The 23,073-nt window shown below is 70.5% G+C and carries 18 protein-coding genes; 7 read left to right on the top strand and 11 right to left on the bottom strand.

The features are described from left to right. Nucleotides 1-55 precede the first annotated feature (55 nt). Both ABD481_RS37900 and ABD481_RS37905 read right to left on the bottom strand, forming a co-directional pair. Nucleotides 56-1,630 (bottom strand): DUF4331 domain-containing protein, encoded by a 1,575-nt coding sequence (locus ABD481_RS37900; RefSeq protein ID WP_344670698.1) that lies wholly within the window; start codon nt 1,628-1,630, stop codon nt 56-58. A 138-nt stretch (nt 1,631-1,768) separates the two neighbouring features. Further along, nucleotides 1,769-2,488: a sigma-70 family RNA polymerase sigma factor gene (locus ABD481_RS37905; RefSeq protein ID WP_344670699.1), complete on the bottom strand. Its 720-nt coding sequence runs from the start codon at nt 2,486-2,488 to the stop codon at nt 1,769-1,771. Here ABD481_RS37905 and ABD481_RS37910 point away from each other — a divergent pair. Then, entirely contained in the window at nt 2,471-3,622 is a 1,152-nt protein-coding gene (locus tag ABD481_RS37910) for a nucleic acid/nucleotide deaminase domain-containing protein (protein WP_344670700.1), read from the top strand. The two genes, ABD481_RS37905 and ABD481_RS37910, sit on opposite strands and share 18 nt — an antisense overlap. 122 nt (nt 3,623-3,744) lie before the next feature. Here the strand turns inward: ABD481_RS37910 and ABD481_RS37915 are convergent, their stop codons facing one another. Next, complete coding sequence (locus ABD481_RS37915) at nt 3,745-4,218, bottom strand: DoxX family protein (protein WP_344670701.1); 474 nt, start codon at nt 4,216-4,218, stop codon at nt 3,745-3,747. A 533-nt stretch (nt 4,219-4,751) separates the two neighbouring features. On the opposite strand from ABD481_RS37915, the gene ABD481_RS37920 reads away from it, so the two are divergent. Continuing rightward, on the top strand, nt 4,752-6,641 hold the full coding sequence (locus ABD481_RS37920; RefSeq protein ID WP_344670702.1) for a putative Ig domain-containing protein: 1,890 nt from the start codon (nt 4,752-4,754) through the stop codon (nt 6,639-6,641). Nucleotides 6,642-6,787: 146 nt separating this feature from the next. Here the strand turns inward: ABD481_RS37920 and ABD481_RS37925 are convergent, their stop codons facing one another. The 4 genes from ABD481_RS37925 to ABD481_RS37940 all read right to left on the bottom strand — a co-directional run bounded on the left by ABD481_RS37925 (nt 6,788) and on the right by ABD481_RS37940 (nt 12,963). Next, nucleotides 6,788-6,916, bottom strand: coding sequence for a hypothetical protein (locus ABD481_RS37925; RefSeq protein ID WP_344670703.1), 129 nt, complete (start codon nt 6,914-6,916; stop codon nt 6,788-6,790). Nucleotides 6,917-6,954: 38 nt separating this feature from the next. Further along, nucleotides 6,955-10,326: a thiol reductant ABC exporter subunit CydD gene (cydD, locus tag ABD481_RS37930; protein ID WP_344670704.1), complete on the bottom strand. Its 3,372-nt coding sequence runs from the start codon at nt 10,324-10,326 to the stop codon at nt 6,955-6,957. Next, nucleotides 10,323-11,459, bottom strand: a complete 1,137-nt coding sequence (cydB, locus tag ABD481_RS37935) for a cytochrome d ubiquinol oxidase subunit II (protein WP_344670705.1) — start codon at nt 11,457-11,459, stop codon at nt 10,323-10,325. Before cydB ends, cydD begins: the two co-directional genes overlap by 4 nt. A 103-nt stretch (nt 11,460-11,562) precedes the next feature. Beyond that, nucleotides 11,563-12,963, bottom strand: coding sequence for a cytochrome ubiquinol oxidase subunit I (locus tag ABD481_RS37940; protein WP_344670706.1), 1,401 nt, complete (start codon nt 12,961-12,963; stop codon nt 11,563-11,565). 219 nt (nt 12,964-13,182) lie between these two features. Between ABD481_RS37940 and ABD481_RS37945 the strand changes: the two genes are divergently transcribed. Continuing rightward, on the top strand, nt 13,183-14,373 hold the full coding sequence (locus tag ABD481_RS37945) for a PucR family transcriptional regulator (protein ID WP_344670707.1): 1,191 nt from the start codon (nt 13,183-13,185) through the stop codon (nt 14,371-14,373). Nucleotides 14,374-14,502: 129 nt separating this feature from the next. Further along, nucleotides 14,503-15,846, top strand: a complete 1,344-nt coding sequence (locus ABD481_RS37950; protein ID WP_344670708.1) for a PQQ-binding-like beta-propeller repeat protein — start codon at nt 14,503-14,505, stop codon at nt 15,844-15,846. A gap of 7 nt (nt 15,847-15,853) precedes the next feature. Here ABD481_RS37950 and ABD481_RS37955 read toward each other — a convergent pair whose 3' ends face one another. Continuing rightward, nucleotides 15,854-17,263 carry a hypothetical protein gene (locus ABD481_RS37955; RefSeq protein WP_344670709.1) on the bottom strand — a complete coding sequence of 470 codons (1,410 nt, stop codon included), beginning with the start codon at nt 17,261-17,263 and terminating at the stop codon, nt 15,854-15,856. A 129-nt stretch (nt 17,264-17,392) separates the two neighbouring features. Here ABD481_RS37955 and ABD481_RS37960 point away from each other — a divergent pair, with 129 nt between their 5' ends. Next, nucleotides 17,393-18,676, top strand: coding sequence for an FAD-binding protein (locus tag ABD481_RS37960; RefSeq protein WP_344670710.1), 1,284 nt, complete (start codon nt 17,393-17,395; stop codon nt 18,674-18,676). Here ABD481_RS37960 and ABD481_RS37965 read toward each other — a convergent pair. The 3 genes from ABD481_RS37965 to ABD481_RS37975 form a co-directional block, all read right to left on the bottom strand. Further along, nucleotides 18,651-20,219 carry a caspase family protein gene (locus tag ABD481_RS37965; protein WP_344670711.1) on the bottom strand — a complete coding sequence of 523 codons (1,569 nt, stop codon included), beginning with the start codon at nt 20,217-20,219 and terminating at the stop codon, nt 18,651-18,653. The two genes, ABD481_RS37960 and ABD481_RS37965, sit on opposite strands and share 26 nt — an antisense overlap. Beyond that, complete coding sequence (locus ABD481_RS37970; protein WP_344670712.1) at nt 20,212-20,562, bottom strand: effector-associated constant component EACC1; 351 nt, start codon at nt 20,560-20,562, stop codon at nt 20,212-20,214. Before ABD481_RS37970 ends, ABD481_RS37965 begins: the two co-directional genes overlap by 8 nt. A 157-nt stretch (nt 20,563-20,719) precedes the next feature. After that, a complete protein-coding gene (locus tag ABD481_RS37975; RefSeq protein ID WP_344670713.1) occupies nt 20,720-21,250 on the bottom strand; it encodes a hypothetical protein in 531 nt (176 codons plus the stop codon). Between the two features lie 339 nt (nt 21,251-21,589). On the opposite strand from ABD481_RS37975, the gene ABD481_RS37980 reads away from it, so the two are divergent. Both ABD481_RS37980 and ABD481_RS37985 read left to right on the top strand, forming a co-directional pair. After that, nucleotides 21,590-22,570: a DUF5753 domain-containing protein gene (locus tag ABD481_RS37980; protein WP_344670714.1), complete on the top strand. Its 981-nt coding sequence runs from the start codon at nt 21,590-21,592 to the stop codon at nt 22,568-22,570. Between the two features lie 202 nt (nt 22,571-22,772). After that, nucleotides 22,773-23,073 (top strand): hypothetical protein (locus ABD481_RS37985; protein ID WP_344670715.1); only part of this gene is annotated, 301 nt, incomplete at its 3' end.

Below are 23,073 nucleotides of genomic sequence, written 5' to 3' on the forward strand. Positions count from 1 at the left end.
CGGGTCGCGGCGCCACAAGGAGTCCCACCGCCGCGACCCGGGAGTTCACCGGTGGTCAGCCGAGCAGGCCGCCCAGCAGACCGCCCTGGTGCGGAGCGCCCTGATGCTGAGGACCCTGGTGCTGGGGACCCTGGTGCTGGGGACCCTGGTGCTGGGGACCCTGGTGCTGCTGCGGGTGCGCCGGCGCCTCGTTCCGCTGCCCGTGCACGTTGTTGACGGCCTGGTTGTAGGGCAGCGCCAGGTACGGGAAGCAGTTCGTGACCATCCGGTCGGGCCGGTTGACGCCGTCGCCGTTGGCCAGCGGCGCCACGATCTTGCCGGTGCGCGCCGCGCCCTCCATCGCCTGCACGGCGATGTCGACGACGTCGTCGCCCAGGCGGCGGCCGTTCGGGAAGCCCTGCAGGTCACCGCCGAGCACGCCGAGCCGGTTGGGGCGGGCGGTGCTCGGGACGCCCAGGTTCAGCCGCAGCTCCTCGGCCGGGGTGAAGGCGGTGTGGTCGGCGTCGGCGTTGAGCAGCTGCGAGTTGAGGTCGGCCTGGATCGGGCCGCCGGTGGCCTTGGCGATGCCCTGGAGGAAGATCTCGACCAGGTCGGTGCGCGGCGCGGCCGGCGCCGGGATGCCGTAGATGCCCTGGATCAGCTTGGGCACCTCGGGGTCCAGGACCCGCTGCACCACCGGGGCGATGGTGTGGTCCTTGTCCGGGGTCAGGCCGTTGAAGGCGTCCTTCAGGCCGGCCGGCACCACGACCTCGTTGACCAGCGGGTTGCCCAGGCGCGAGACCTGGACCCAGTCGCCGGCGGCGGTCTGCGTGCCGGGGCTCAGCTGCATGGTGCGGCGCTGCGCCGTGGACCAGGTGCCGATGACCGGGTTGCGCGCCGGGTCGTGGTTCAGGGCCAGCTCGGACTTGGGCACCTGGAGCACGATGGTGTTGACGTTGTAGCCGGCGAGCGTGTTGTGGCCGGTCTCCGACAGGTTCTTGCCGTAGAGCAGGTCGAAGACGCGCAGGTCCAGGAAGAACGGGTCGGCGGCCTGGCCGACCAGGGTCTGCCCGCCGGTGAACCCGGTGACGGCCTGGTTGCGCAGCTTGCCGTAGTCCGGCATGGACGCCGCGCCGGTGTCGGACGGGGCGGCGATGCCGTCGGCGACCAGGACCGTGCTGGTGCCGTCGGCCTTGATCTCCTCCAGCTTGTAGTGCTGGCGGAACAGCAGGTGCGGGTCGTCGAGCGAGGCGACCGGGCCGTTGTCGTACAGGAAGGTGTCGGTGCCCCGGTGGTCCTCGTTGGTGAAGGTGTAGCGGAAGGTCAGGTCCGGCTTGCCGGTGCCGTGCGAGTCGACGTGGATGTCGTACTGCGCGTCGGTGGCCCACGGGTAGAAGTTCGGGCCGCCGACCGGCTCCTGGAACGGGGAGAAGTTCGCGATGAACGTCACCGTGTCCGGCCGGTCCGGGCTGGAGAAGGCGTACACGTCGGTGTTGTCCACCTGCGGGTCGCCGGCGATCAGCGGCGCTTCGCGGTGGCTGGAGGCGGCGGCGGTGGGGGCTCCGCCGCTCATGCCGGCGGACAGCACCGCGACGCTCGCGGCGCCGGCGATGCCGGGGAGGATCCGGGTAAGGCGTCTGGCTCGGGCCATGGGTAGGTTCCTGTCGAATCAGTGCACGAGTTCTTGGGAATGCAGCGAAAGCCCTGCCGGGCGCTCGACTGTGATACGTGACAGACCTTTTCCACTGTTTGCCGAGATAGACATTCTTCACCCGTTCGGAAGCATTCATCATTCCATCCGAAGCATCTGCTCCAACGCTGTCCGCGCGTCGCGCAGGCGGGTGCGCAGAGTCGGCGCCGGAATGCCGAGACGGGCAGCGGCTTCGGCGATTCCGAGTCGGTCGAAGTAGACCAGATGGACCGCCTGCCGTTGCAGATCGGTGAGGCTTCTGAGATACAGGCGCACGCGCTCGTGTTCGAGCACGCATTCGACGGCGTCCAGGACTTCGTCATAGGGAACCGGCCTCGCCCGCGCGGCGAACAGTTCCTCCCGGCGCGCCGCCGCCTGATCGTGGCGGATCCGGTCGACGGACAGGTTCCGGACGATGGCCAGCGCCCAGGCGGTCACCGAACCCCGGCGCGGGTCGAAGCGCTCGCGATGCTGCCACATCTGCAACAGCGCTTCCTGGACGACGTCCTCGCCGCGTCCGCGATCGCCGAGCAGGCGGAAGGCCTGATCCGCCATCACCCGGGCCAGGTGCGGCGTCGCCAGCTCGAACGCCGCGGCGTCCTCCAGACCGCCGGGCGGAGCCGGTTCGAAGCCGTCGTCAGTAGCGTCCACAGCAACGATTCGAACCCATCGGCGCGGCGGATTGCCCGATTCGACACGATCCCCCGATCGTGGGATCGCGGCCGGAAGGGCGCCGGCCCGGCCCGAACGTGCCGCCGATCGGCTCCTGACCGGCCGGGCGCGCCTGCCGATACTGGGCATATGCATGCGCACGCTCATCAGCAGGCTGACAGGCGGCCCGAGCTCGCGCGAGCCGCCGCGACCGGTCCGAGGCGGACGACGGCGCGGACCGCGGCGCGGTCGCCCGCCGAGGCGACTCCCGCGACTCCCGCGACTCCCGCGACTCCCGCACAGCGTCGTGCGCTCCAGGACATCGGCGCGGCGAGCCCCGCGAGCGCCTCCGGGCCCGTCGTCGTCCAACGCAGCCCCAAGTCCTACTCGCTTCGGGAGCCGGAGCGGCGCGAGTACGACAGCGATTTCAGCGACTACGAGGACGCCTACACGGAACAGCCCGCGGCGAACCCCGTGGTCCGCCGGATGCTGGACCGCATCACTCGCGCCCTCATCAGCGCCATCAAGACCCCGCACATAGCCGCGATCCTCCTGCCGGAGGGCCGGATCGGCGTCGCCGGCAACTCGGGCGCCAAGAAGATCAAGGACAAGGACAAGTCCAAGGCGATGGCCATGATCGCCCGCTACCTCAACGAGGACGGGGACAGCCTGAACCTGAGCCCGCGGGACGAGAAGGACCGGGTCAAGCTCAGAGCCCTGCTCTCGGGCGAATACGGCCGCGTCCACGGCGACGACCCGGAGCTGGCCGCCATCGCGGACAGCCTCCTGCACGGCGACGACACCTGGGCCTGGTTCGTCGGCAAGGGCAGCAACGGCTCCCAGCACGGCGAGATGACGCTGCTCAGCGACGAGGTGGCGCGCTGGCGGCAGGGCCGGCGCGGTACGAGGACCGTCGACATCGGCGGCGTGAAGATGGCCTGCCGCGCCTGCGCGTGGGGCTTCCAGGCCACCAACTTGTTCATCGGCAGCGAGCTGGGCTACCGGGTGGAGGCCTCGGGCACCCACGACGTGCTCTACCCGGGCTGGCTCATGCCGGAGTTCCTGGCGCACCACACCGCCGCCAGGAACTGGATCATCGAGCGGGCCGAGGCGAGCGGGGCCGCGTTCATCACGAACAACAGCCAGCGTCTCGAACTCACGACCCCGGGAGCCATGCCCATCGGGCGCGACCAGGAGGGCGACGCCTTCAGCGGCGACGCGGCCGAGCGGCGGCGACGGCGCTACAACCCGCCGGACTCGGACTCCGAGTACGACGAGTTCACCGACGCGTCAGGGTTCTGAAACCGAGAGCCCGGCCGCCCCGGCACCGAAGTGCCGGAACGACCGGGCAACACGCCGGGCAACGCGCCGGGCAAGCACGCGAGGCAGCGCGCAGAGCAACGCACGAGGCAAACGCGCCGAGCTCAGTCCTGGCCGACGGCTTTCGGCAGGCCGGAGGGCTTCAGCCAGCGGCTGATCCGGGCGCCGACCACGTCGTCCGGCCGACGCGCCAGCAGTGTGTCGAGGGCCAGCGGACCGGCCCCGACGATCGCGATGACCAGGAACGACCAGGAGAACAGCGCTGCCTGCTCGCCGCCATTGGCGATGGGCAGCAGCCCGGTCTTCTGGTGCACGGAGAAGTAGGCGTAGGCCATGGTCCCGGACAGGACGACCGCGGAGATCCGCGTGCCCAGGCCGAGGACGACCAGAACGCCGAAGACCAGTTGGAGCAGCCCGGCGACGCCGTCGGGCCAGTCGGTCAGGGCGGCGGTGTGCCCGCCATACGGTTTGACCGGGAAGCCGGTCAGGGTGGAGGCCCCATGGCAGGCCATGAGGAAGCCGACGACGATCCGGTAGAGCGAGAGACCAATAGGGGGCAGGGACCTGATCTCGGGCATGCGACATCACCACTTCCGTCTTGATCCGCCGGGGTAGGTGGCGGATATGCGAGGGATATGCGAGGACCCGCCCGCGGACTGGGATGCCGCTGGCGGGGAAACGGTGTGCCGGTCGTGAAAACGTACAGCTCAATATTCTGATAAACAAGAGGTCGGAACGGTCGGTCCGCGCCACCCCGGAACCGGTCCGGCGCCGGCCTCGCGGCGCTTCGCGCCGGCCCGCGGCGCCCCTCTCTGCGGCTTCCCGGCCGCCTTCCCGCGGCCTGGCCGCGACAGCGCCGCGCATCAAGATTCCGGCTTCACAGCCTTTACTCAGAATTTGCCGAATCGCGGCGTTGACGTCAGCAGAGATCTTCTCTACTTTCTCATCTGGCAAGACAGATCGCTCTTGGCCAGCCCGTGTCATCGGGTTCTTCTCACATTGACGCACCGCTCCGAGCGGCGGCAATCCTGCGCGCCCGGAACAGTCGTCGGATTTCGGCACCACTGCGCCACCCCACCGCCAGTGCACCATCCGAGATCGGAGAGACCACGTGTCCCGTCCCCACACCCCCGCCTCCCGGCGAGCTCTGCGCACGGCGCTCGCCGTCGCGGGTTGCGCCGCCCTCGGCATCGCGGGCACAGCCGCGGTCGCCGCGGCGACGCCGGCCCCGCACGCCAGTGCGACGGCCAACCCGTACAACCCCTCGTCCGGCCACCCGTACCGCCACGGGGTCATCCCCACGCTCCAGCAGCACCAGAAGATGCAGTCCTGGGACAACGCCCACGCCCGGCCGGCGACGACCGGGCCCGAGACGCTGTCCTACGGCGGCGGCATCGACGGCATAGGCGTTCAGGACGGCGGAAAGAGCAAGGTCTACCTCGTCTTCTACGGTTCCCAGTGGGGCAGTCAGACCACTGACGCCAACGGCAACGCCAAGTTCTCCGGCGACCCGGACAGCGCCGCCGGCGCCGCGCAGCAGATGTTCAAGGGCATCGGCACCAACGGCGAGCTGTGGTCGGCCGACCTCACCCAGTGGTGCGACGGCCCGGGCGTGGCCGCCGGCGCGGTCGTCTGCCCGACCGGCCTGCCGGCCTCGCAGTACGTCAACTACCAGTCCGGCGGCGTGCTCGCCGGCGTCTGGGAGGACACCTCGACCGCCTCGCCGTCCGCGGCCAGCGGCCACCAGCTGGGCCAGGAGGCCGTGAACGCCGCCGCGCACTTCGGCAACACGACCGCGGCCGCCAACCGCGACGCGTACTACGTGATCCTGTCCCCGCACGGCACCAACCCGGACCAGTACCAGAACCAGTACTGCGCCTGGCACGACTACAACGGCGACAGCACCCTGACCGGCGGCGCCGTCACCTCCCCCTACGGGGACATCGCGTTCTCCAACCAGCCGTACAACATGGACTCCGGCGCCGGCTGCGGCGTGGGCTTCGTCAACAGCCCCGGCACCCTGGACGGCTGGACCATCACCATGGGCCACGAGTGGCACGAGATGATGTCCGACCAGAACCCGGCCGGCGGCTGGACCAACAACACCGGCTCCTCCTACAACGGCCAGGAGAACTCCGACGAGTGCGCGTGGCTGTCCCCCGGCACCTCCGGCGGCGCGGCCAACATATCCTTCGGCTCCTTCGGCACGTACGCGGAGCAGGCCAGCTGGTCCAACGACACCAACGCCTGCGCGATCTCGCATCCGATCATCAACCACGGCGGCTCGACCGACACCGTGACCGTGAGCCCGATCCCCACGCAGAGCTGGACCGTCGGCACGGCAGTCAGCCTCCCGGTCACCGCCAGCTCCTCGGCCGGCCTGACCCTGACCTACTCGGCGACCGGCCTGCCGGCCGGCGTGTCGATCAACAGCTCGACCGGCCTGATCTCCGGCACCCCGTCGGCCTCGGCCAGCGGAACCGCGACGGTGACGGCCTCGGACTCGACGCCCTCGTCGGGCTCGGCCAGCTTCTCGTGGTCGGTCGGCACCACCGGGGGCGGCGGCAACGCCATCACCAACGGCGGCTTCGAGACCGGCAGCCTGTCCGGCTGGACGGCCTCCGGCGTCACCTCGGTGACCACCTCGGGCCCGCACAGCGGCTCGGACGCGGCGCAGCTCGGCAACACCAGCCCGAGCAACACCTCGTCGATCGCCCAGACCTTCACCGCCGCCTCGGGCAACAGCACCCTGAGCTTCTGGTACAACGTGACCTGCCCGGACACCGTGACCTACGACTGGGCCACCGCGACGCTGAAGGACAACACGGCCGGCACCACCAAGACCGTGCTGGCCAAGACCTGCGTCTCGTCCTCGGGCTGGAAGCAGGTGACCTCGTCGATCACGGCCGGCCACAGCTACACGCTGACGCTGACCAGCCGGGACGACAACTACCCCGGCGACGCCACGTACACGAAGTACGACGACGTCGCTACCTCGTGAGCGCGGTTTCGCGGCCGCAAGACCGCGTGAGCGCGAGATGAACTGACAAAGCTCTGAACCGGGGCCGACCCTCCGTCGGGGGGTCGGCCCCTCCTGGAGCCGGCAGTCCGGCGAACCGCCCGCCTCACGGCTCGCCGAACGGCTGGTCAGCGGGTCGCCACCGCCGGAACCGGGGTCGGCGGCGGCGAGGACGAATTCGGCGCCTGTCCTCTCAGCATCCACCCCACGAGCACCAGGGCGATGAGCAACCCCAGCCACAACTCCTCACGCTTCATCCCTTTCGCCCTCCCTCACGCTTCAGCTACTCCCCTACTCAGGATGCTCCGCGCAGACTGGTTGCGTCAGGGGTCGAAGCCCGCAATATCGGCACGAATCGAGTCACCGCGTCATGGCGTACGCCGTCGTGGCCGATCCGCAGCACCGTCCGATGCCGCAGCTCCCGGGCCAGGTTCGCTTCGACGAGGCGGGCCGTATCAGCGTCCAGATGGGCCGTGGGCTCGTCGAGGACGACCACCGGCGCCGGACTGAGCAGCGTCCGGGCCAGCGCCAGCCGACGGCGCTCACCGCCGGAGACGGCGTCGCCGAGCTGCCCGACCGGGGTCGCCAGCCCCGCCGGGAGCGCGGCGGCCCACCGGTCCAGACCGACCAGCGTCAGCACCCGCCACAGCTCGGCCTCGGAGGCGTCGGGCAGGCCGACGCGCAGGTTCTCGGCCACCGTGGTGTCGAACAGATGGGCGTCCTGATCGCAGACCACGACGACGTCGCGCACCCGGTCCGGGTCGGCGGCCCGCAGGTCCACACCGTCGACGCGAACCGTCCCGGCCACCGGATCCAGCCCGCGGGCGGCGAGGGCGGCGATCGTGGACTTGCCCGCGCCGCTGGGTCCGGTCAGCAGAAGGTGCTCGCCGGCCCGCAGCCGGAACGACACGTCGCGGACCGCGAGCCGATCCGCGCCGGGCCAGCGGCCGTCCACGTGATCGAATGCGAGCACTGAGTCCGGCCCCCACCGCACCGGGACCGGCGCGTCCGGCACCGGCACCAACGGCGGCGCGTCCGCGATCCCCTGCAACCGGGCCCAGGCCGCCCGGCCGCGATCGGCGGCGCGCGCCGCGTCGGGCAGCACGGCCAGCGTCTCGAACATCGCCAGCGCGGCCAGCACCACGGCCGCCGCGAGCGGGCCGGAGACCTGTCCGGCGTCGACCGCTCCGAGAGCGACGGCCGCGAGCAGCGCGGTCGTCACGCCGGAGGCGAGCGTGCCGAGCGCCGCGCCGAGGCCGCCGGCGAGCGCCCCGCGCCGTTCGAGGGCGGCGAGGCGCGTGTCATCGCCGGCGATGTCGGCCAGACGCTGCGGCGCCGCACCGTACGCGATGACGTCGGGCAGGGCCGCCAAGGTGTCGACGACGTCATCGCTCAGCTGCGCGCGGGCACTCTGGGTCCGGGCTTCAGCCTGCCGGGCGGCCGCGCGGGTGAGCAGCGGCGCGACGATCCCGGCGACGGCGGCGCCGAGCGCGAGGATCAGCGCGGCAGCGGGGATGGTGAGCGCATCGAAGAGAACGAGCCCTGACACGGTCAGCCCGGCCGCGGCCGCCGGAAGCAGCACCTTGAGGAACAGGTCCTGGACGGCGTCGACATCGGCGGTGAGCGTCGCGAGCAGATCGCCGCCGCGCACACCGGACATCCCGGCCGGCGCGCGCCGCAGCAGGCCCTGGAAGACACGGACCCGCAGCTCGGCGAGCAGGCGCAGGGTGGCATCGTGCCCGGCGAGGCGCTCGGCGTAGCGCAGCGTCGCGCGCCCGAACCCGAAGGCCTGGACCGCGGCGATGCCGACCTGGAGGGTCAGCAGCGGTGGACGCAGCGCGGCCTCGGAGATCAGCCAGGCGGAGGAGGCGGCCAGGCCGACGGAGGACAGGGCGGCGGCGCAGCCGAGGACGACGGCGAGGATGATGCGGCGGCGGAGGTGGAGGGGGACGTGTCCCGCAGGACTTGCCTTCACATCGTCGGGTATTGAGTCAGCTGCCAGGCCGACATTTTGCTTGGCATCGAGGACGGGCTCGCCACCAGTCTTGGCCTCCGCCGCCGTCGAATCGCGTTCGAGCCGGACCACCGTGTCACAGAGTTCCAACAGCGTCGGGCGATGGGTGATCAACACTGTCGTCCGGCCCGGCAGCCAGCGACTCAGAGCGGCCGTGACTATCCGTTCGTTCTCCGGGTCCAAGTGCTCCGTGGGCTCGTCGAGCAGCACGATCGGGGCGTCGCGCAGCATCGCCCGGGCCAGCGCGACCCGTCGCGCCTGCCCGCCGGACAGCGCGGTACCGTCCCGCCCCAGCGGCGTGTCGAGCGGGAAGTCGATCCCCGCGGCGCGCGCAGCCTCCTCTATGTCAGTGTTCTCATTGGTCGCACCGAGGCGGATCGCCTCCGCGACCGTGGCGCCGGTCAACACCGGATGCTGCGGCAGCCACGCGATCTGGGCCCGCCAGCGGTCGAGGTCCGCGTCGGCCAGGTCCACGCCGCCGACCGTCACCCGGCCGCTGGTCGGGCGGTCGAATCCCAGCAGCACGTGGATGAGCGTGCTCTTGCCGACGCCGCTGGGTCCGATCAGGCCGGTCACCTTCCCGGGCGCCGCGACCAGGTTGAGTGCGACACCGTTCCGGCCGTCGGCGCGGCCGACGCGCACGTCTTCCAGCCGGAGCTCGGCGCCGAGCCCGACTGCTTCCACCGCCCCGGCGTCCCCGGCCTGCCGGGCCTCCCCGAGCAGCCGGTCCGCCACCGCGAGCCCCTCGGCCGCCTCGTGGTACCGCGCCCCGACCTGCCGAAGCGGCAGATACACCTCCGGCGCGCAGATCAGCACCAATAACCCGGTGCGCAGGTCCAGGTGGCCGCCGGCCAGCCGCAGGCCGATGGTGACGGCGACCAGCGCGACCGACAGCATCGCGATAAGCTCCAGCACCAGCGAGGACAGGAACGCGACGCGCAATGTCCGCATCGTCGCGCGCCGGTGCGCATCTGCCGCGCGTCGTATCGCAGTGCTCTGCTTCTTTGCCCGGCCGAACGCGACCAGTGTCGGAAGACCGGCGACGACCTCCAGGAAGTGGCCGCCGAGCCGCTCCAAGGACTGCCAACGCCGGGCCATGTGGTCCCGCGTCTTCAGCCCGACCAGCACCATGAACAGCGGGATCAACGGCACCGTGGCCCCGACGATGAGCGCCGAGAGCGGATCGGCCGCCAGGATCCGGGCGCCGACCACCACCGGGACCACGCAGGCCAGGACCAGCTGCGGCAGGTAGCGGGCGAAGTAGCCGTCGAGCGCGTCGACCCCGCGGGTGGCCAGCGTCGCCAGTTCGCCGGTGCGCTCCCGGTCGGCGGCGCGGGCCGGCCCGGCGGCCAGCCGGCGCAGCAGGTCCAGCCGGAGCAGGGCCTTGACCCGGCTGCCGGTGCGCGCCGCGCACACCTCGCGGACCCAGGCGACCAGCGCGCGCCCGGCGCTCGCGGCGATCAGCCCGGCCACCGGCGCGACGAAGGATGCCGTCGCGTGCGGCGCCAGGACCAGCCGCGACACCAGGTCGGCCAGCAGCGTCGCCTGGACCAGCAGCAACGCGGCGTCGGCCACGCCGAGCCCGGTCAGCGCGGCCAGCAGCACGCGGACCGGCGCGGCGCGGCGCACCAGGCGGGGGTCGACGGGCTTCATGCCGGGCTCGTCCCCGGCTGCGGGCCCGAAGCAGGACCGTCGACGGCGCCCTCGGGCGCACCGCCGGAAGCACTTCCCGGCCCGCCCTTCGTACTACCTTTCGCACCGCCCTTCGCATCACCCTTCGTCCGAAGGATCGGCGGCAGCGCGTCCCCACCGCTGATCCGGGCCCGGAACACCCAGTACGTCCAGCCCTGATACAGCAGCACCAGCGGCGTGAACGCGACCGCCACCCAGCTCATCACGGTCAGCGTGTAGTGGCTGGAGGAGGCATTGGCCACGGTCAGGCTGTACGCGGGCGAGGTCGTGGACGGCATCACGTCCGGGTGCAGCGCGAGAAACAGCGTCGCCGTGGTGGCGACGATCGCCGTGCCGGTGCCGACGAACGCCCAGCCGTCCCGGTTCTTGAGCGTCGCGACCAGTCCTGCGGACAGTGCCACGGCCGCGAGGACCGCCGTCGCCGCGCTGGCGGCCGTGCCCTTGTCAGCCTGCGTCCACACCAGGAACAGCACCGCGAGGACGGCGGCGGCCGGACCCACCCGCAACGCCACCGCGCGGGCCCGCTGCCGCAGCTCACCGGTGGTCTTCAGGGCCAGGAACACCGCGCCGTGCAGCGTGAACACGCTCAGCGTGGTCAGGCCGCCGAGCAGCGCGTAGGGGTTGAGCAGGGTGAAGAACGAGCCGGTGTAGTGGTGGTCGGCGTCGATCGGCACACCGTGCACGATGTTCGCGAACGCCACGCCCCACAGCAGCGCGGGCACGGCCGCGGACGCGGTGTGCACCTGGTCCCAGCGGCGGCGCCAGACCGGGTCGACCTCCTTGTTCCGGTACTCGATGGCCAGCACCCTGACGATCAGCGCGACCAGGATCAGCAGCAGCGCCAGGTAGAAGCCGCTGAACAGGGTGGCGTACCAGAGCGGGAACGCGGCGAACGTGGCGCCGCCGGCGACCAGCAGCCAGACCTCGTTGCCGTCCCAGACCGGCCCGATGGTCCGCAGCAGGACGCGGCGCTCCCCCTCGTTCCGGCCCACGACGTGCAACAGCGTCCCGACGCCGAAGTCGAACCCCTCCAGCAGGAAGTATCCGCACCACAGCACGGCGATCAGGGTGAACCAGAAATCTTGCAGACTCATCGTCGTCTCCTCGTTCGGCGGTTCTGTAGGGGGCCGATGTCGAACAGGGCGGATGCCGTACCGGGCGAGTGTCGTACCGGGCGAGTGCCGTACCGGCCGGATGTCAGTACGCGAATCCGAGCTGCGGCTCGCCCTCGGCGGCCGCGCCCTCCGACCCGGGCTGCTCCGGGCCGTGCTTGGCGGCCCGCAGCATCAGCCCGACCTCGACGACGGCCAGCACCCCGTACAGCGCCGTGAGCACGATCAGCGAGGTGGCGACGGTGGCGGCGCCGACCGTCGGCGACACCGAGTCGCGCGTGGCCAGCACCCCGAACACCGACCACGGCTGGCGTCCCATCTCGGTGAAGATCCAGCCGAAGCTCGCGGCCAGCGGCGCCAGCGCCAGCGACCAGAGCGCCGACCGCCAGAACCAGCGCCGCTCCGGCCCCGGCGTCCGGCCGCGGCGGGTGAACCACAGCCCGGCGGCCGCGACCGCGCCGGCCAGCATCCCGAACCCGATCATCAGGCGGAAGGACCAGTACGTCACCGGCACCACCGGGATGTAGGTGCCGGGACCGTACTTGGCGACTTCGGCGGCCTGGACGTCGTCGATCCCTTCGACCTTGCCGTGGAAGGACCCGGTGGCCAGGAAGGACAGCACGCCGGGCACCCGCACCGACCAGACCTCCGAGTCGCCGTCCAGCGAGCCGATGGTGAACAGGGAGAAGGAGGCGGGCTGCGAGGTGTGGTACTGCGCCTCGGCGGCGGCCATCTTCATGGGCTGCTGCGCAGTCATGATCTTGCCGTCGATGTCACCGGTGACCGCGGTGGCCAGGCAGGCGGCCAGGACCGTCCACAGCCCCAGGCGCAGCGTCGGCCGCAGTGTGTCGGTGTTGCGCCCGCGCCGCAGGTGCCAGGCCGAAACCGTGATGAGCAGAGCGCCGGCGGCCAGGAACGCGCCGGCGATGGTGTGCGCGAAGGCGACGACCGCCGTGGAGTTGGTGAGCACGGCCCAGATGCTGGTCAGCCGGGCGCTGCGGGTGGCCGGATCCAGCACGAAGCCGACCGGGTGCTGCATCCAGGCGTTCGCCGCCAGGATGAAGTACGCCGAGAGCATCGTGCCGATCCCGACCAGCCAGATGCAGGCCAGGTGCAGCCGCTTGGGCAACCGGTCCCAACCGAAGATCCACAGGCCCAGGAACGTCGACTCCAGGAAGAACGCGAGCAGGCCCTCGATGGCCAGCGGCGCGCCGAAGACGTCGCCGACGAACCGGGAGTACTCGCTCCACGCCATCCCGAACTGGAACTCCTGCACGATGCCGGTGGCGACGCCGAGCGCGAAGTTGATCAGGAACAGCTTGCCGAAGAACTTCGTCGACCGCAGGTAGTGCTCATTGCCGGTGCGCACCCACGCGGTCTGCAACCCGGCGGTCAGGAACGCCAGCCCGATGGTCAGCGGCACGAACAGGAAGTGATAGACGGTGGTGATGCCGAACTGCCACCGCGCGAGTATCAAGGCGTTCATCCAGGGCTTCCGATCCGGGGCAGGGGCACAGGGCCGACACGGGCGTCGCGTCCCTATTGCATCGCCGCCGGGCCGTCCTTGATCAGGGCCGAGGGCCACGGCCGGCGCGGGACCTGCGGCCCGGGCGGACCGGGCCGGAAGTCCTGGACCGGACAACTCGGGCGCGCGGTCCGCCCGAATCGCTCCCTTGATCGCCGATCACGAATTAGCATTGCCGACATGGTCAGTGGGGAGCAGACGACCGATGCCGACACCGCCGCGCTGGCCACCGTGATGCTCGACCGTGCGGTGGAGCTCGGCGACGGAGTGGCCGCGCGCCTGGTGGCCCGGATCCCGGCGTACCGCAGCCTCGTCGACTACGAGGGACTGCGCCACTCCTGCCACGAGCACGTGCGCGTCATCTTCGGCGACCTGGCCGGCGTCCCCTACACCGGACCGGACGCCGCGGTGAACACCGGACGGACCCGCGCCGCCGAAGGCGTGCCGATGTCCGCGATCTACGACGGCTACCAGATCGCCGTCGCCTACCTCTGGGAGGAGCTCGCGGACGCGGCCCAGCACAGCCGCACCACCCCGGCCGCCGCGATCCGGGCCTCCTCCGAACTGTGGATGCGATTACAGGGTTTCACCGCCACCATGTCGGAGACCTATCGCGCGGAGATGGAGGACCGGATCCGCAGCCAGGAGCAGCGGCGCTCCGCGCTGGTCCAGGCGCTGCTGGAAGGCAGTCTGGCCGAGCCGCAGGTGTGGGACGTCGCGGACCTGCTGCGGCTGCCGCATCAGGGTCCGTACGTGGTGATCGCCGCCCGCGTCGCCGGGATCGGCGAGCACGCCCTGACCGGCATCGAGAACAAGCTCGACGCCCTGGGCATCGGCTCGGCCTGGCGGCTGATGCACGACGTCGAGATCGGCGTGGCCAGCCTGCCGCGCCCGCGCGACCAGTTCGACCAGCTGATCGCCGGCCTGGACTCCGGCGGCCTGGCCCGGGTCGGGGTCAGCCCGCTCTACGACAATCTGACGACCACCTCCAACGCACTGCGCCTGGCCCGCATCGCGCTGCGCGGCGCCGTCGGCGCGGGCGACGTGGTGGTCTTCGGCGACGACCCGCTGACCATGGCCGTGGCCAGCGCCCCGGACGTCATGCCGCGCCTGGCAGACACCATCCTCGCCGGACTCCAGGACATGCCGCTGGAGGACCGCACGCTACTGCTGGAGACCTTCGGCGTCTGGCGCGACACCGGCGGCTCCGCCGAGGCCGCCGCGCGCCGGCTGTACGTCCACCCCAACACCGTGCGCTACCGCCTCAAGCGGCTGGAGGAGCGCACCGGGCGATCGCTGACCGACCCGCGGCATCTGGCGGAGTTGAGCCTGGCGTACGAGATCGACCGGAGTATGGGGTCGGTCAACTAGCCACTGTCCGGTGTTCCGTCGAACAGACGCACGCCCTGGACCGATTGGACGATCGTCAGGGTTCTCGACGATCATTCCGCTGAAGATCCGTCGGGGAACGGATCTCAGTGGACGACCATGGGGGTTCCTTTGCGTACGTGGACAGATATCGGCCGACTGCTGTGTGCGGCGACCGTCGTGCTTCCGCTCAGTGCTTGCGGCGGGAACAGCCGGAGCGGCGCGAACACCCCGGCCGAGAAGACGTCGGCGGCGATGTCGACAGCGACCTCGGCCGCGCCCGCCGCCAAGCAGTGGCCGGCCTTCGACCCGCCGTCGGACTTCCGGAGCCCCGACACCCCGTCGCTGCCGGCCGACGCGATCGCGGAGCGGCTCAGCGTCGGCGGCGTCCTGGCCGCCCCGCCGGCCGTGCTGCTCAAGGACCGGATCGCCTTCGTCGGCGGCCGGAGCAGCATCCAGGCCGTCGACCCGGACTCGGGCAAAGTCCTGGCGACGGTGTCCGCGAAGTATCCGACGGCCACGCACCCGAATCAGCTGACCCTGGGACCGGCGGCCGCCGCGCCGGTCCTGGCCACGGTCGGCGGCCGCGAAGTGGTGCTGAGCGCGGTCGCCAGCACCGTCCCGGCGCAGGGGACGACCGGCGCGACCGGCATCGTCGAGCTCCTGGAGATGGACGCCGCGACGCACGCGGCGGCCGGAGACGTCCAGATCCCGCTCGGTGCCGGGGCCGCCGGCAGCTCCTACCGCGACTACGGCCACGTCACGGTCGCCGCCGTGACGGGCACGACCGCGATCCTCCAGGTCGGCCAGTCCGACGCCGTCGAGACGATCGCCTTCGACCTCGTGGCGAACAAGCCGCTGTGGCGGCAGGACGGCACGACCCTGCTGCACGCCGGCGCCCAGCAGCTGCTCGTCGCGACGCAGCGGGACCCGGCCAACAACGAGCTCGCCGCCCTGGACCTCGCCACCGGCGCGAAGAAGTGGGAGAAGACCCGCTACTCCCAGGTCGGCGGCACCTCCATCGGCCCGGACAGGCTCCTGATGACCGCCTTCGACAGCGAGCGCGGCAAACTGCTGACCGCCGTCATCACCGCGACGGACGGCAGCGAGTCCCAGGTGTCCACGGACACCGTGCACCGTTTCACCACCTGCTTCGACGACGCCGCGCCCGTCACGGTCTGCACCGACGCCGCGTCCTCCGGCCCGGCCGCCGTCAGCGCGTTCGACCCGGCCACCGGCAAGGTGCTGTGGCAGCTCCCTGACACCGCCGCGAACCGGGTCGCCCCGCGGGTCACCGCCGTCCGGCACGGCCGCGTGTACGGCACCGTCGACGGCACGCCGGTGATGCTGGACGCCGCCACCGGCGCCGACGTGCCCGGCACGCCGAACATCGCGCCGCTCGTCGTCGACGGGTACTTCGGCTTGGCGCTGGACGCCGAGAAGAAGAACCTGGTCGCGTATCACACAAGCGCCTGACGTCGAGTCACCGGTCGGACTGCGAGCCCCGGCCGGCCGCCGCCGCTTCCAACAGTTCCGGCAGCGTGCCCGGCCACGTGCGAAGCAGGGCACTGACAGCGCGCCACAGACCCGGGGCCGGCGGGCCGGCGGCGGCCCAGTGGGCCAGATGGGCCACGAGGGCGGCGTTCAGTCGGCCCTGGCCGCTGCCGGGCCGTGTCGCGTGCGCGAAGAAGGACGAGGTCTGGCCCGCGTAACAACTCACCATGACGGCCGGACGGGCGTTCGCGACGACGGCGTCGCCGGTGAGTAGCTTCAGTTCGAGCGCTCCCCATAGGTGATCGATGGTCAGGTCTCTGTCGACGGGGGTCGTGGCGAGGACCGCCAGTGGGTCATCGACGGCGAGCGGCCCGGGGTTGGGAGGCGGCGGCGCGTAGGGAGCAGGGTGGTGGGGCGGCGGGCTCGTGGCGAGGTTCGTGGCCTGATTCGCGTTCGGTATCAGCGAGCCCTGTTTCAGGTGACGCGGCGCGGGACGGCCGGTGCGCAACACGTACTCGACATCCGGCGGGCATTCCTGGTGATGCCGCAGCAGCTGCACCGCCATCTTCGGCATCCGGCCGGCCAGCCCGGCGGCCGACACCAGGGACCAGTCGATGTCGTAGGGCTCGCCGAGGATCTGCTCGCCCAAGCGCTGATCGGTGCGTTCGCGCACCGCGCTGAGCCGACGCAGGAACGCGGCGGTACCGATGACGCGGTCTTCGGCGGTGCTCAGGAACGGCTCGGGATCGGCCTCGGCACAGGCCTCGGCGATCTGGCGGGTGGCCTCGTCCAGGGCTGCCGGTGCCAGGTCAGCGGGCAACGCGGCGAGCACCGCGCGAACCCGCTCGACCCCGCTGGCCAGCCGGACCGTCCGCCACCCGGTCGCCCACACCGTCGGCGGGAGCGGCCGGGCCCAGGAGGCGGTGCGCCGATCGATCAGGGCGGCCGCGACCAGGTCGGCGTTCCCGGAGCACAAAGCCCGGCTGTGGTGGTCGGCGTTGTAGGCGGTTCCGGACGCCACGACGGCGGGCCGGCGCAGCCGGAGCCGGCACGCGAGGTCGTAGGGCAGGTAGGGATTGTCGGCCAGGGCCGCGTCAATGTCCGGCTGGTCCATGGCGAACAGCCGCTCCTGCGCGTCCTCGGTACCGGTCGCCCGTGCCACGGCCCGCCGCACTTCGGGCGTGCCGTCGGCCACCGCGCTCTCGATCACCGGCGGTGGGTGGTCGTACCCCAGGTGGAAGAACCGCGGGTCGACGTCGATCAGCTCTTGGAGCGCCACGGCCCGCTCCGCGCGCGGAAGCAGCGCGATCAGGCAGCCGAGGTTGAATCTGCGGGCCAGCTGATCGGCGCTGGACTCGGATCCGGTGGTCACGCCCGCCCTGCCCTCCAGGAATATCAACTGGGCTACGGTACCGTGAGGTGCGCCTGCTCAGTCAGGACGATGACGGATCTGATCAGCACCACCTCGGCACCACCTCGGCACCACCTCGGCACGACCACCGCACCACCATCAGGGAGATCTCGACCGATGACCGCGCAGCTCCGCAACTGGGCGGGCAATGTCGTCTTCCACGCCGAGCGGATCCACCGTCCCGCCTCAGTACCCGAACTCCGCGAGGTGATCGCCGGCGCCGACCGGGTCCGCGTCCTGGGCACCGGGCACTCCTTCAACCGCATCGCCGACACCGACGGCGACCTGGTACTGCTGGACGCCCTGCGGGCCGAGGTCGAGATCGACACCGACGCCGGCACCGCCGAGGTCTCGGCCGGGATGCGGCTGGCCGACCTCGCGCCCCGGTTGCACGCGGCCGGATTCGCCCTGCCCACGCTGCCCTCGCTGCCGCACATCTCGCTGGCCGGTGCGTGCGCCACCGGAACCCACGGCTCCGGCAACCGTCTGCACGGGCTGGCGGCGCAGGTGCGCGGAATGCGCATGGTCGGGCCGGAGGGCGACCTCGTGGAGCTGAGCCGCGCCGAGACTCCCGACTTCGCCGGTACCGTGGTGTCGCTAGGCGCGCTGGGCGTCGTCACCCACCTCACCGTGGACGTGCTGCCGACGTTCGACGTCGCCCAGCACGTGTGGAACCAGGTCCCCCTCGATCGCCTCCTCGAACACCACGACGAGGTCTTCGGCGCGGCCTATAGCGTCAGCGTGTTCACCGACTGGACCGACACAGCCGCGATCTGGCTGAAGCTCCGCACCACGCAGCCGCGCACCAGCACCACCGTCCCGCCCCGCGCCGCGGACTGGCTCGGCGGCCGCCTGGCACAGCAGCCCGCGCACCCGATCCCCGGCCTGGACGCCGAGAACTGCACCACCCAGCTCGGCGCCCCGGGGCCCTGGCACGAGCGCCTGCCGCACTTCCGCCCGGGGTTCACACCCAGCAGCGGCGAAGAACTCCAATCAGAGTTCTTCGTCGCCCGCGACCGCGCCCCCGAAGCCTTCGCCGCGGTACGAGCCCTCGGGCCCCGCATCGCGCCGGTGGTCCAGGTCTCCGAAATCCGCACCATCGCCGCCGACGACCTGTGGCTGAGCCCCTGCTACGAACGGGACAGCGTCGCCATCCACTTCACGTGGACCGCCGACCGGACGGCCGTGGCGCCGGTGCTGGCGGCCGTGGAGGACGCGCTGCTGCCGTTGGGCGCGCGTCCGCACTGGGGCAAGGTGTTCTCGGGCGGTCCGGCGGCGGCGCTCAGGACGTATGAGAAGGCTGATGAGTTCGGGAGGCTGCTCGGCCGGTTCGATCCGCGGGGCAAGTTCCGGAACCGGTTCGTGGAGGAGCTGTTCACTTCTCCGGGTAGCTCCGCTTGATCGACTGTATTTCTTCGACCACATCAGCCAGTTCGCGGGCAGACTCGGACATCTTTGTCACCTTGGCTTGATACCTGAACTCCACAGTGTGCACCTCGAAGGATCCACTAGCCTGATCATCCGACCAGGTGTCCCGACGAGTGGTCCACTCAACTGACAGGTTTTCCAGGTCCGCGTACGGGACCGCCACCACTCTCGTGTCGATGTCGAAGTAGATTCCCTCATTCGTGAACAGCACCCTGTTCCAAACAGTCTGCGACTTCAGTCGTCTCAGGTAGGAACGGCGAGCCCGCCACCCGGACTTCGGCTCTAAGATGCGGCGAATAGAGGGGCTCATACGCTTCCGCAGCTTGAGCTGATTCGTCTTGTCTCGCTCGATCACCGCGAGCAGGGTCTCAGGATGCTGCACCTTGCATCGATCGAGCGCCTCATGAAGATCCTGATGAGCAATGCCATCAGCCCCATAAAGGATCTTGCGTTCAGCCAACAGAATGCGTAGCGCATGCACGAACGTGGGCGGCCACGACCGCTGATCCAGAATGAAATCGTCGACCTGCTCGACGCTGTAGCCGATCTCACGCCTGCCCGCGAGCTTGAAGAACGGCTTCATCAGGGTGAAACTCTGTTCGGGATCGGACATCACATCCACCCGCGCCTGGAGTTCGGCCTTGACCTGCTGCCGGTCATATCCACCAAGTTCGAGCTCAAGGTCGCGGAAGGCGTGCAGCACCAGTTGGTCGGTCCGCTCGGCTCTCTTGACCGGCGCCTTCGCCGGCCCCGCGACGAAACGACGGTTGCGCGCGAGAACGAACTGGTCGGCCATGTCCCGGTTCGAACATGTCGGCTCAGGCTTCTTGTCCCGGGCCAGCGCCTGCGCGGTCCTGGTGAACAACGGTCCGAGCGCGACGCCTTGGAGGTGCTCCTCCATCCCGCCCTCGATCGTGTCGACGAGGTACTGCGTGAAGAACGTCTGCGGGTTGGGCACGCCGGGCGCCGGATCGAACTCCGCCTTGGTGTAGGCGCCGCTGGCGGCCATGGTGAACGCGCCGGTGCCGGCCGTCCGGGCCATCACGTCGACCTTGCCCGCCAACGTGTTCGGGGCCTCCGTCGCCTGACCGGAATAGCAGCAGTCCAGAATCACGATCTTGGTCTCGGCCTGGCAGCCCTTCAGAGCCCTGCGGACGTCGGCGAACGGGATCCCGATGGTGCGCTGGCGATTCCCGTCGCGCGGCGAATCGCACAGGGCCAGGCAGAGCTCGTCATCGAACAGTGCTCCGTGCCCGACGAAGTAGAACAGGGCGACGTCGGTGACGTCCTCATACAGTTCCAGCAGGCGGTCGTCGAGGTCGCCTCGCCGTGTGAGGTTGCTCAGGGTCTCCACACGCTCGACCGGCCACCCGCACAACGGACCGGTCAGCAACGACGTCATGCGCTCCAGGCTGTTGCGCGCAGCCGGAACCTTCGGGAAGTTGGCGTAGTCCCAGGCCCCGACCAGAACCGCCCTGGAACGTCCATAGTCCCGCAGCGGTCTGGAATCACTCATCGAGCAGGCGCTCCAGGACCGGCAGCAGCTCCTCGACGTTGGCCGCGTTCAGCTCGAACGGCTTGCCCCGGACCTCGGTCTTGATCTGGAAGCCCACCCGCCGCGCCCGAATGATGTCCGGCAGGACCTTGATCGCGGAGATCAACCCGGCACTGCTCGCGATGATGCTCAGCGTGTCCGTCCCGCCGAGCTCACCCGGCCCCGGCTCCCCCGCCGTCGTCGTCACCTCGATGCCCGGTACCGCGCGCAGCCAGTCCCGTACCGATCCCAGCTGCGACGGATCCGACAGCTCCAGGTCGATCCGCTCCAGCGTCGGCGCGTTGCCGGCCTCTCCCAGCGACATGCGCTGCTCCCCCTCCGATCGGACTTGCGTTACGCCGACATCGTTTCAGGAAGCCCCCTCCCCCGAGGGCGATTCGCGCACAAACGGCGGCCCCGGACGTGTGCACCGGGACCGCCGCCATATGCCGCACGCCGCACGCCGCATGCCGCCGGCCGAACTAGGACGCCGGCCCGCAGTTGACGTCGATGGCGTGCTCGTCGGCCGGAAGCTTGTTCGCGATCGCCGCGTCCGCCGCGGCCACGTCACCCGCCTCCAGATCCTTCTGGACGGTCATGAAGTCCTGCGTGAAGTTCTCCGCGTCGGTCGTCAACGACTCGACCGCCGCGTGCTCCCAGTTGCTGGTCAACAGATGGTTCGACAAGTCGTACGCCGCGACCGCGATGGCGGCGGCCGCGTCCGCGGTGGCCGACTGTTTCGCGATGTCGGTCGTGGCGCTGTGATAGGAGGTCTCGAAGGTCGTCCACGCTTTCTGGATGTTCTTGCAGTTGCCGTAGTAGATGACGTACTCGGATCCGTACGAGGTCGGCGACTCAACCGTTCCCGACGCCGTCGAACCGGACGTCGGGCTGGTCGCCGAACCCACCGGGCCGGCCGGGCTGGCCGACGAGGAGTCAGCGATCCCCGGGACGCTGGTCCCGGGCGCGCCGCCCTTCGAACTTCCCCCACAACCGGCCAGAGCGATGATCATCACACCGATACCGGCCGCCGTGCCTGGAATCGCAGCCGTTCTCCCCATAAGGCGCATACCGCGCTACTACCCTTGGGGTGAATAAGAAGGCTGATGATCTAGAGGATTGGCGCTTACGCGGCGCTGTCCAGGACATCACGGCGGAACCACGGAGGTCTCGTTCGCTTCGCCACGCTGCACTACTACGACGCGGGCACCGTCTCCCGCTACCTGAGCGGGCAGCGGCTGCCGACGCCGAAGTTCCTCAACGAGCTGCTGGCCGCGGTCGCGGCCCTGCCGGGCGGCACCGCGGTCACGGCCGAGGTCCAGGAGCACACCCACGAGCTGCTCCTGGAGGCGTTGCGGGTCACCGACCCCGCGAACTACCGCCTCCAGATCGCCACGGATCGGGCCCACCTGGCCGAGGTCGCCGTGGCGCAGAGCGAGACCACGGTGCTGGCGCTGAGCGAGGCCGTCGCCGCCCGGCAGCGCCGGGTCCACGAGCTGGAGATGCGGAACCGCGAGCTGACCGCCGCCTGGGCCGCCGACCGGCTCGACACCGAGGCCGCGCTGACGCTGTACGACGATCAGCGGCAGCAGCTGGTCGACGAGCGCGGTGCGCTGCTCGCGCAGATCGCCCGGCTGGAGGAGCAGCTGCGTCTGGCGCTCGCCGCCAGGGACAAGGCCGTCGCCAGGGCCGAGGAGATGGAGCGCGCGCTGGCCGCGGTCGAGGCCGAACTCCCGGCCGAAGCCCCCGATGCGGGTGCATGGCAGCCGGCCTGGGACATCATCGACTACATGGAACAGGAGAGGTCCGCCTCACTGATCCGAACCTACGAGACCCAGCTCATTCCGCCGCTTCTTCAAACCCCTGAATACGCACGCGCAGCAATGAATTCCAGGCTGGACAGGTCAGATCTTGACCTCCGAATAGCAAGGCAAAGGAAGCGACAGGAGGCGCTCCTCCAGCCGGACTCGCCGCGATTGTGGGCCATCATCGACGAAGCCGTATTGCAGCGCCATATCGGCAGCGTCGAGATCATGCGAGATCAGATTCGCTGGCTGTTGCACATGATGACCCGACCAAAGATCACTGTGCAGGTGCTACCGTTCCGCTCGACCGAGCTCACCACGGTGACCGCGACGTTCACGGCTCTGAGGTTCGCGGACCCGGAAACCCCCGATGCCGTCTACATCGAGCATCTGGCCGGCATACTGCCACTGGACAAGCGCGCTGACGTGGATACCTACCTCATAGTTCTCGAGCGCGCCTCCATAGAGGCCCTCTCACCATCCAGCACGGCTGAAGTCCTTACCGACTTACTCTCGGGCCCGAGTTAAATACGAAGGTCGCTTCTTAGCTTCCGGGGAGCATCGACACTTCCGACCGGCTCTGCGCCGGACGGCTGAACGTCCGGCGCGAATTCTCGTGCCTTCCGGGTTCCGCAGCTCGCGACCGAGATCCTGGGCAGGACACCGAATGCCTCATGCCAGGCATATTCCTGTCATTGATCGCGTCGTCCCCCAGCCTCCCGGAGTGCGCATGACCACGACCCGCGAACGCGACGCCGTCCCCGTCGCGCCGCCGCGACCGCAGGCGGCACCCGACAACCGGATCGCGAGCGCCGCCGGCCACGGATCCGCCGGCGCCCCGAAAGTGTCCGAAGACTCCGAGGAGCAGCCGCCGGCCGGCGACGCCGATGCGCTGCTGGCCGCCTCGGTCCTGCTCACCGGCGCGGCGTTCGAGGCCCGGCGCACGGCGGCCGCCGTCACCGCGCTGGCCGGCTCGGTCTGCGCGCCGCGCTCCTTCGCCCGCGCGCCGCTGCCGGCGATGCGCGCCGCGC

The sequence above is a fragment of the Catenulispora yoronensis genome, from assembly GCF_039531695.1.
Classification (GTDB): Bacteria; Actinomycetota; Actinomycetes; order Streptomycetales; family Catenulisporaceae; genus Catenulispora; species Catenulispora yoronensis.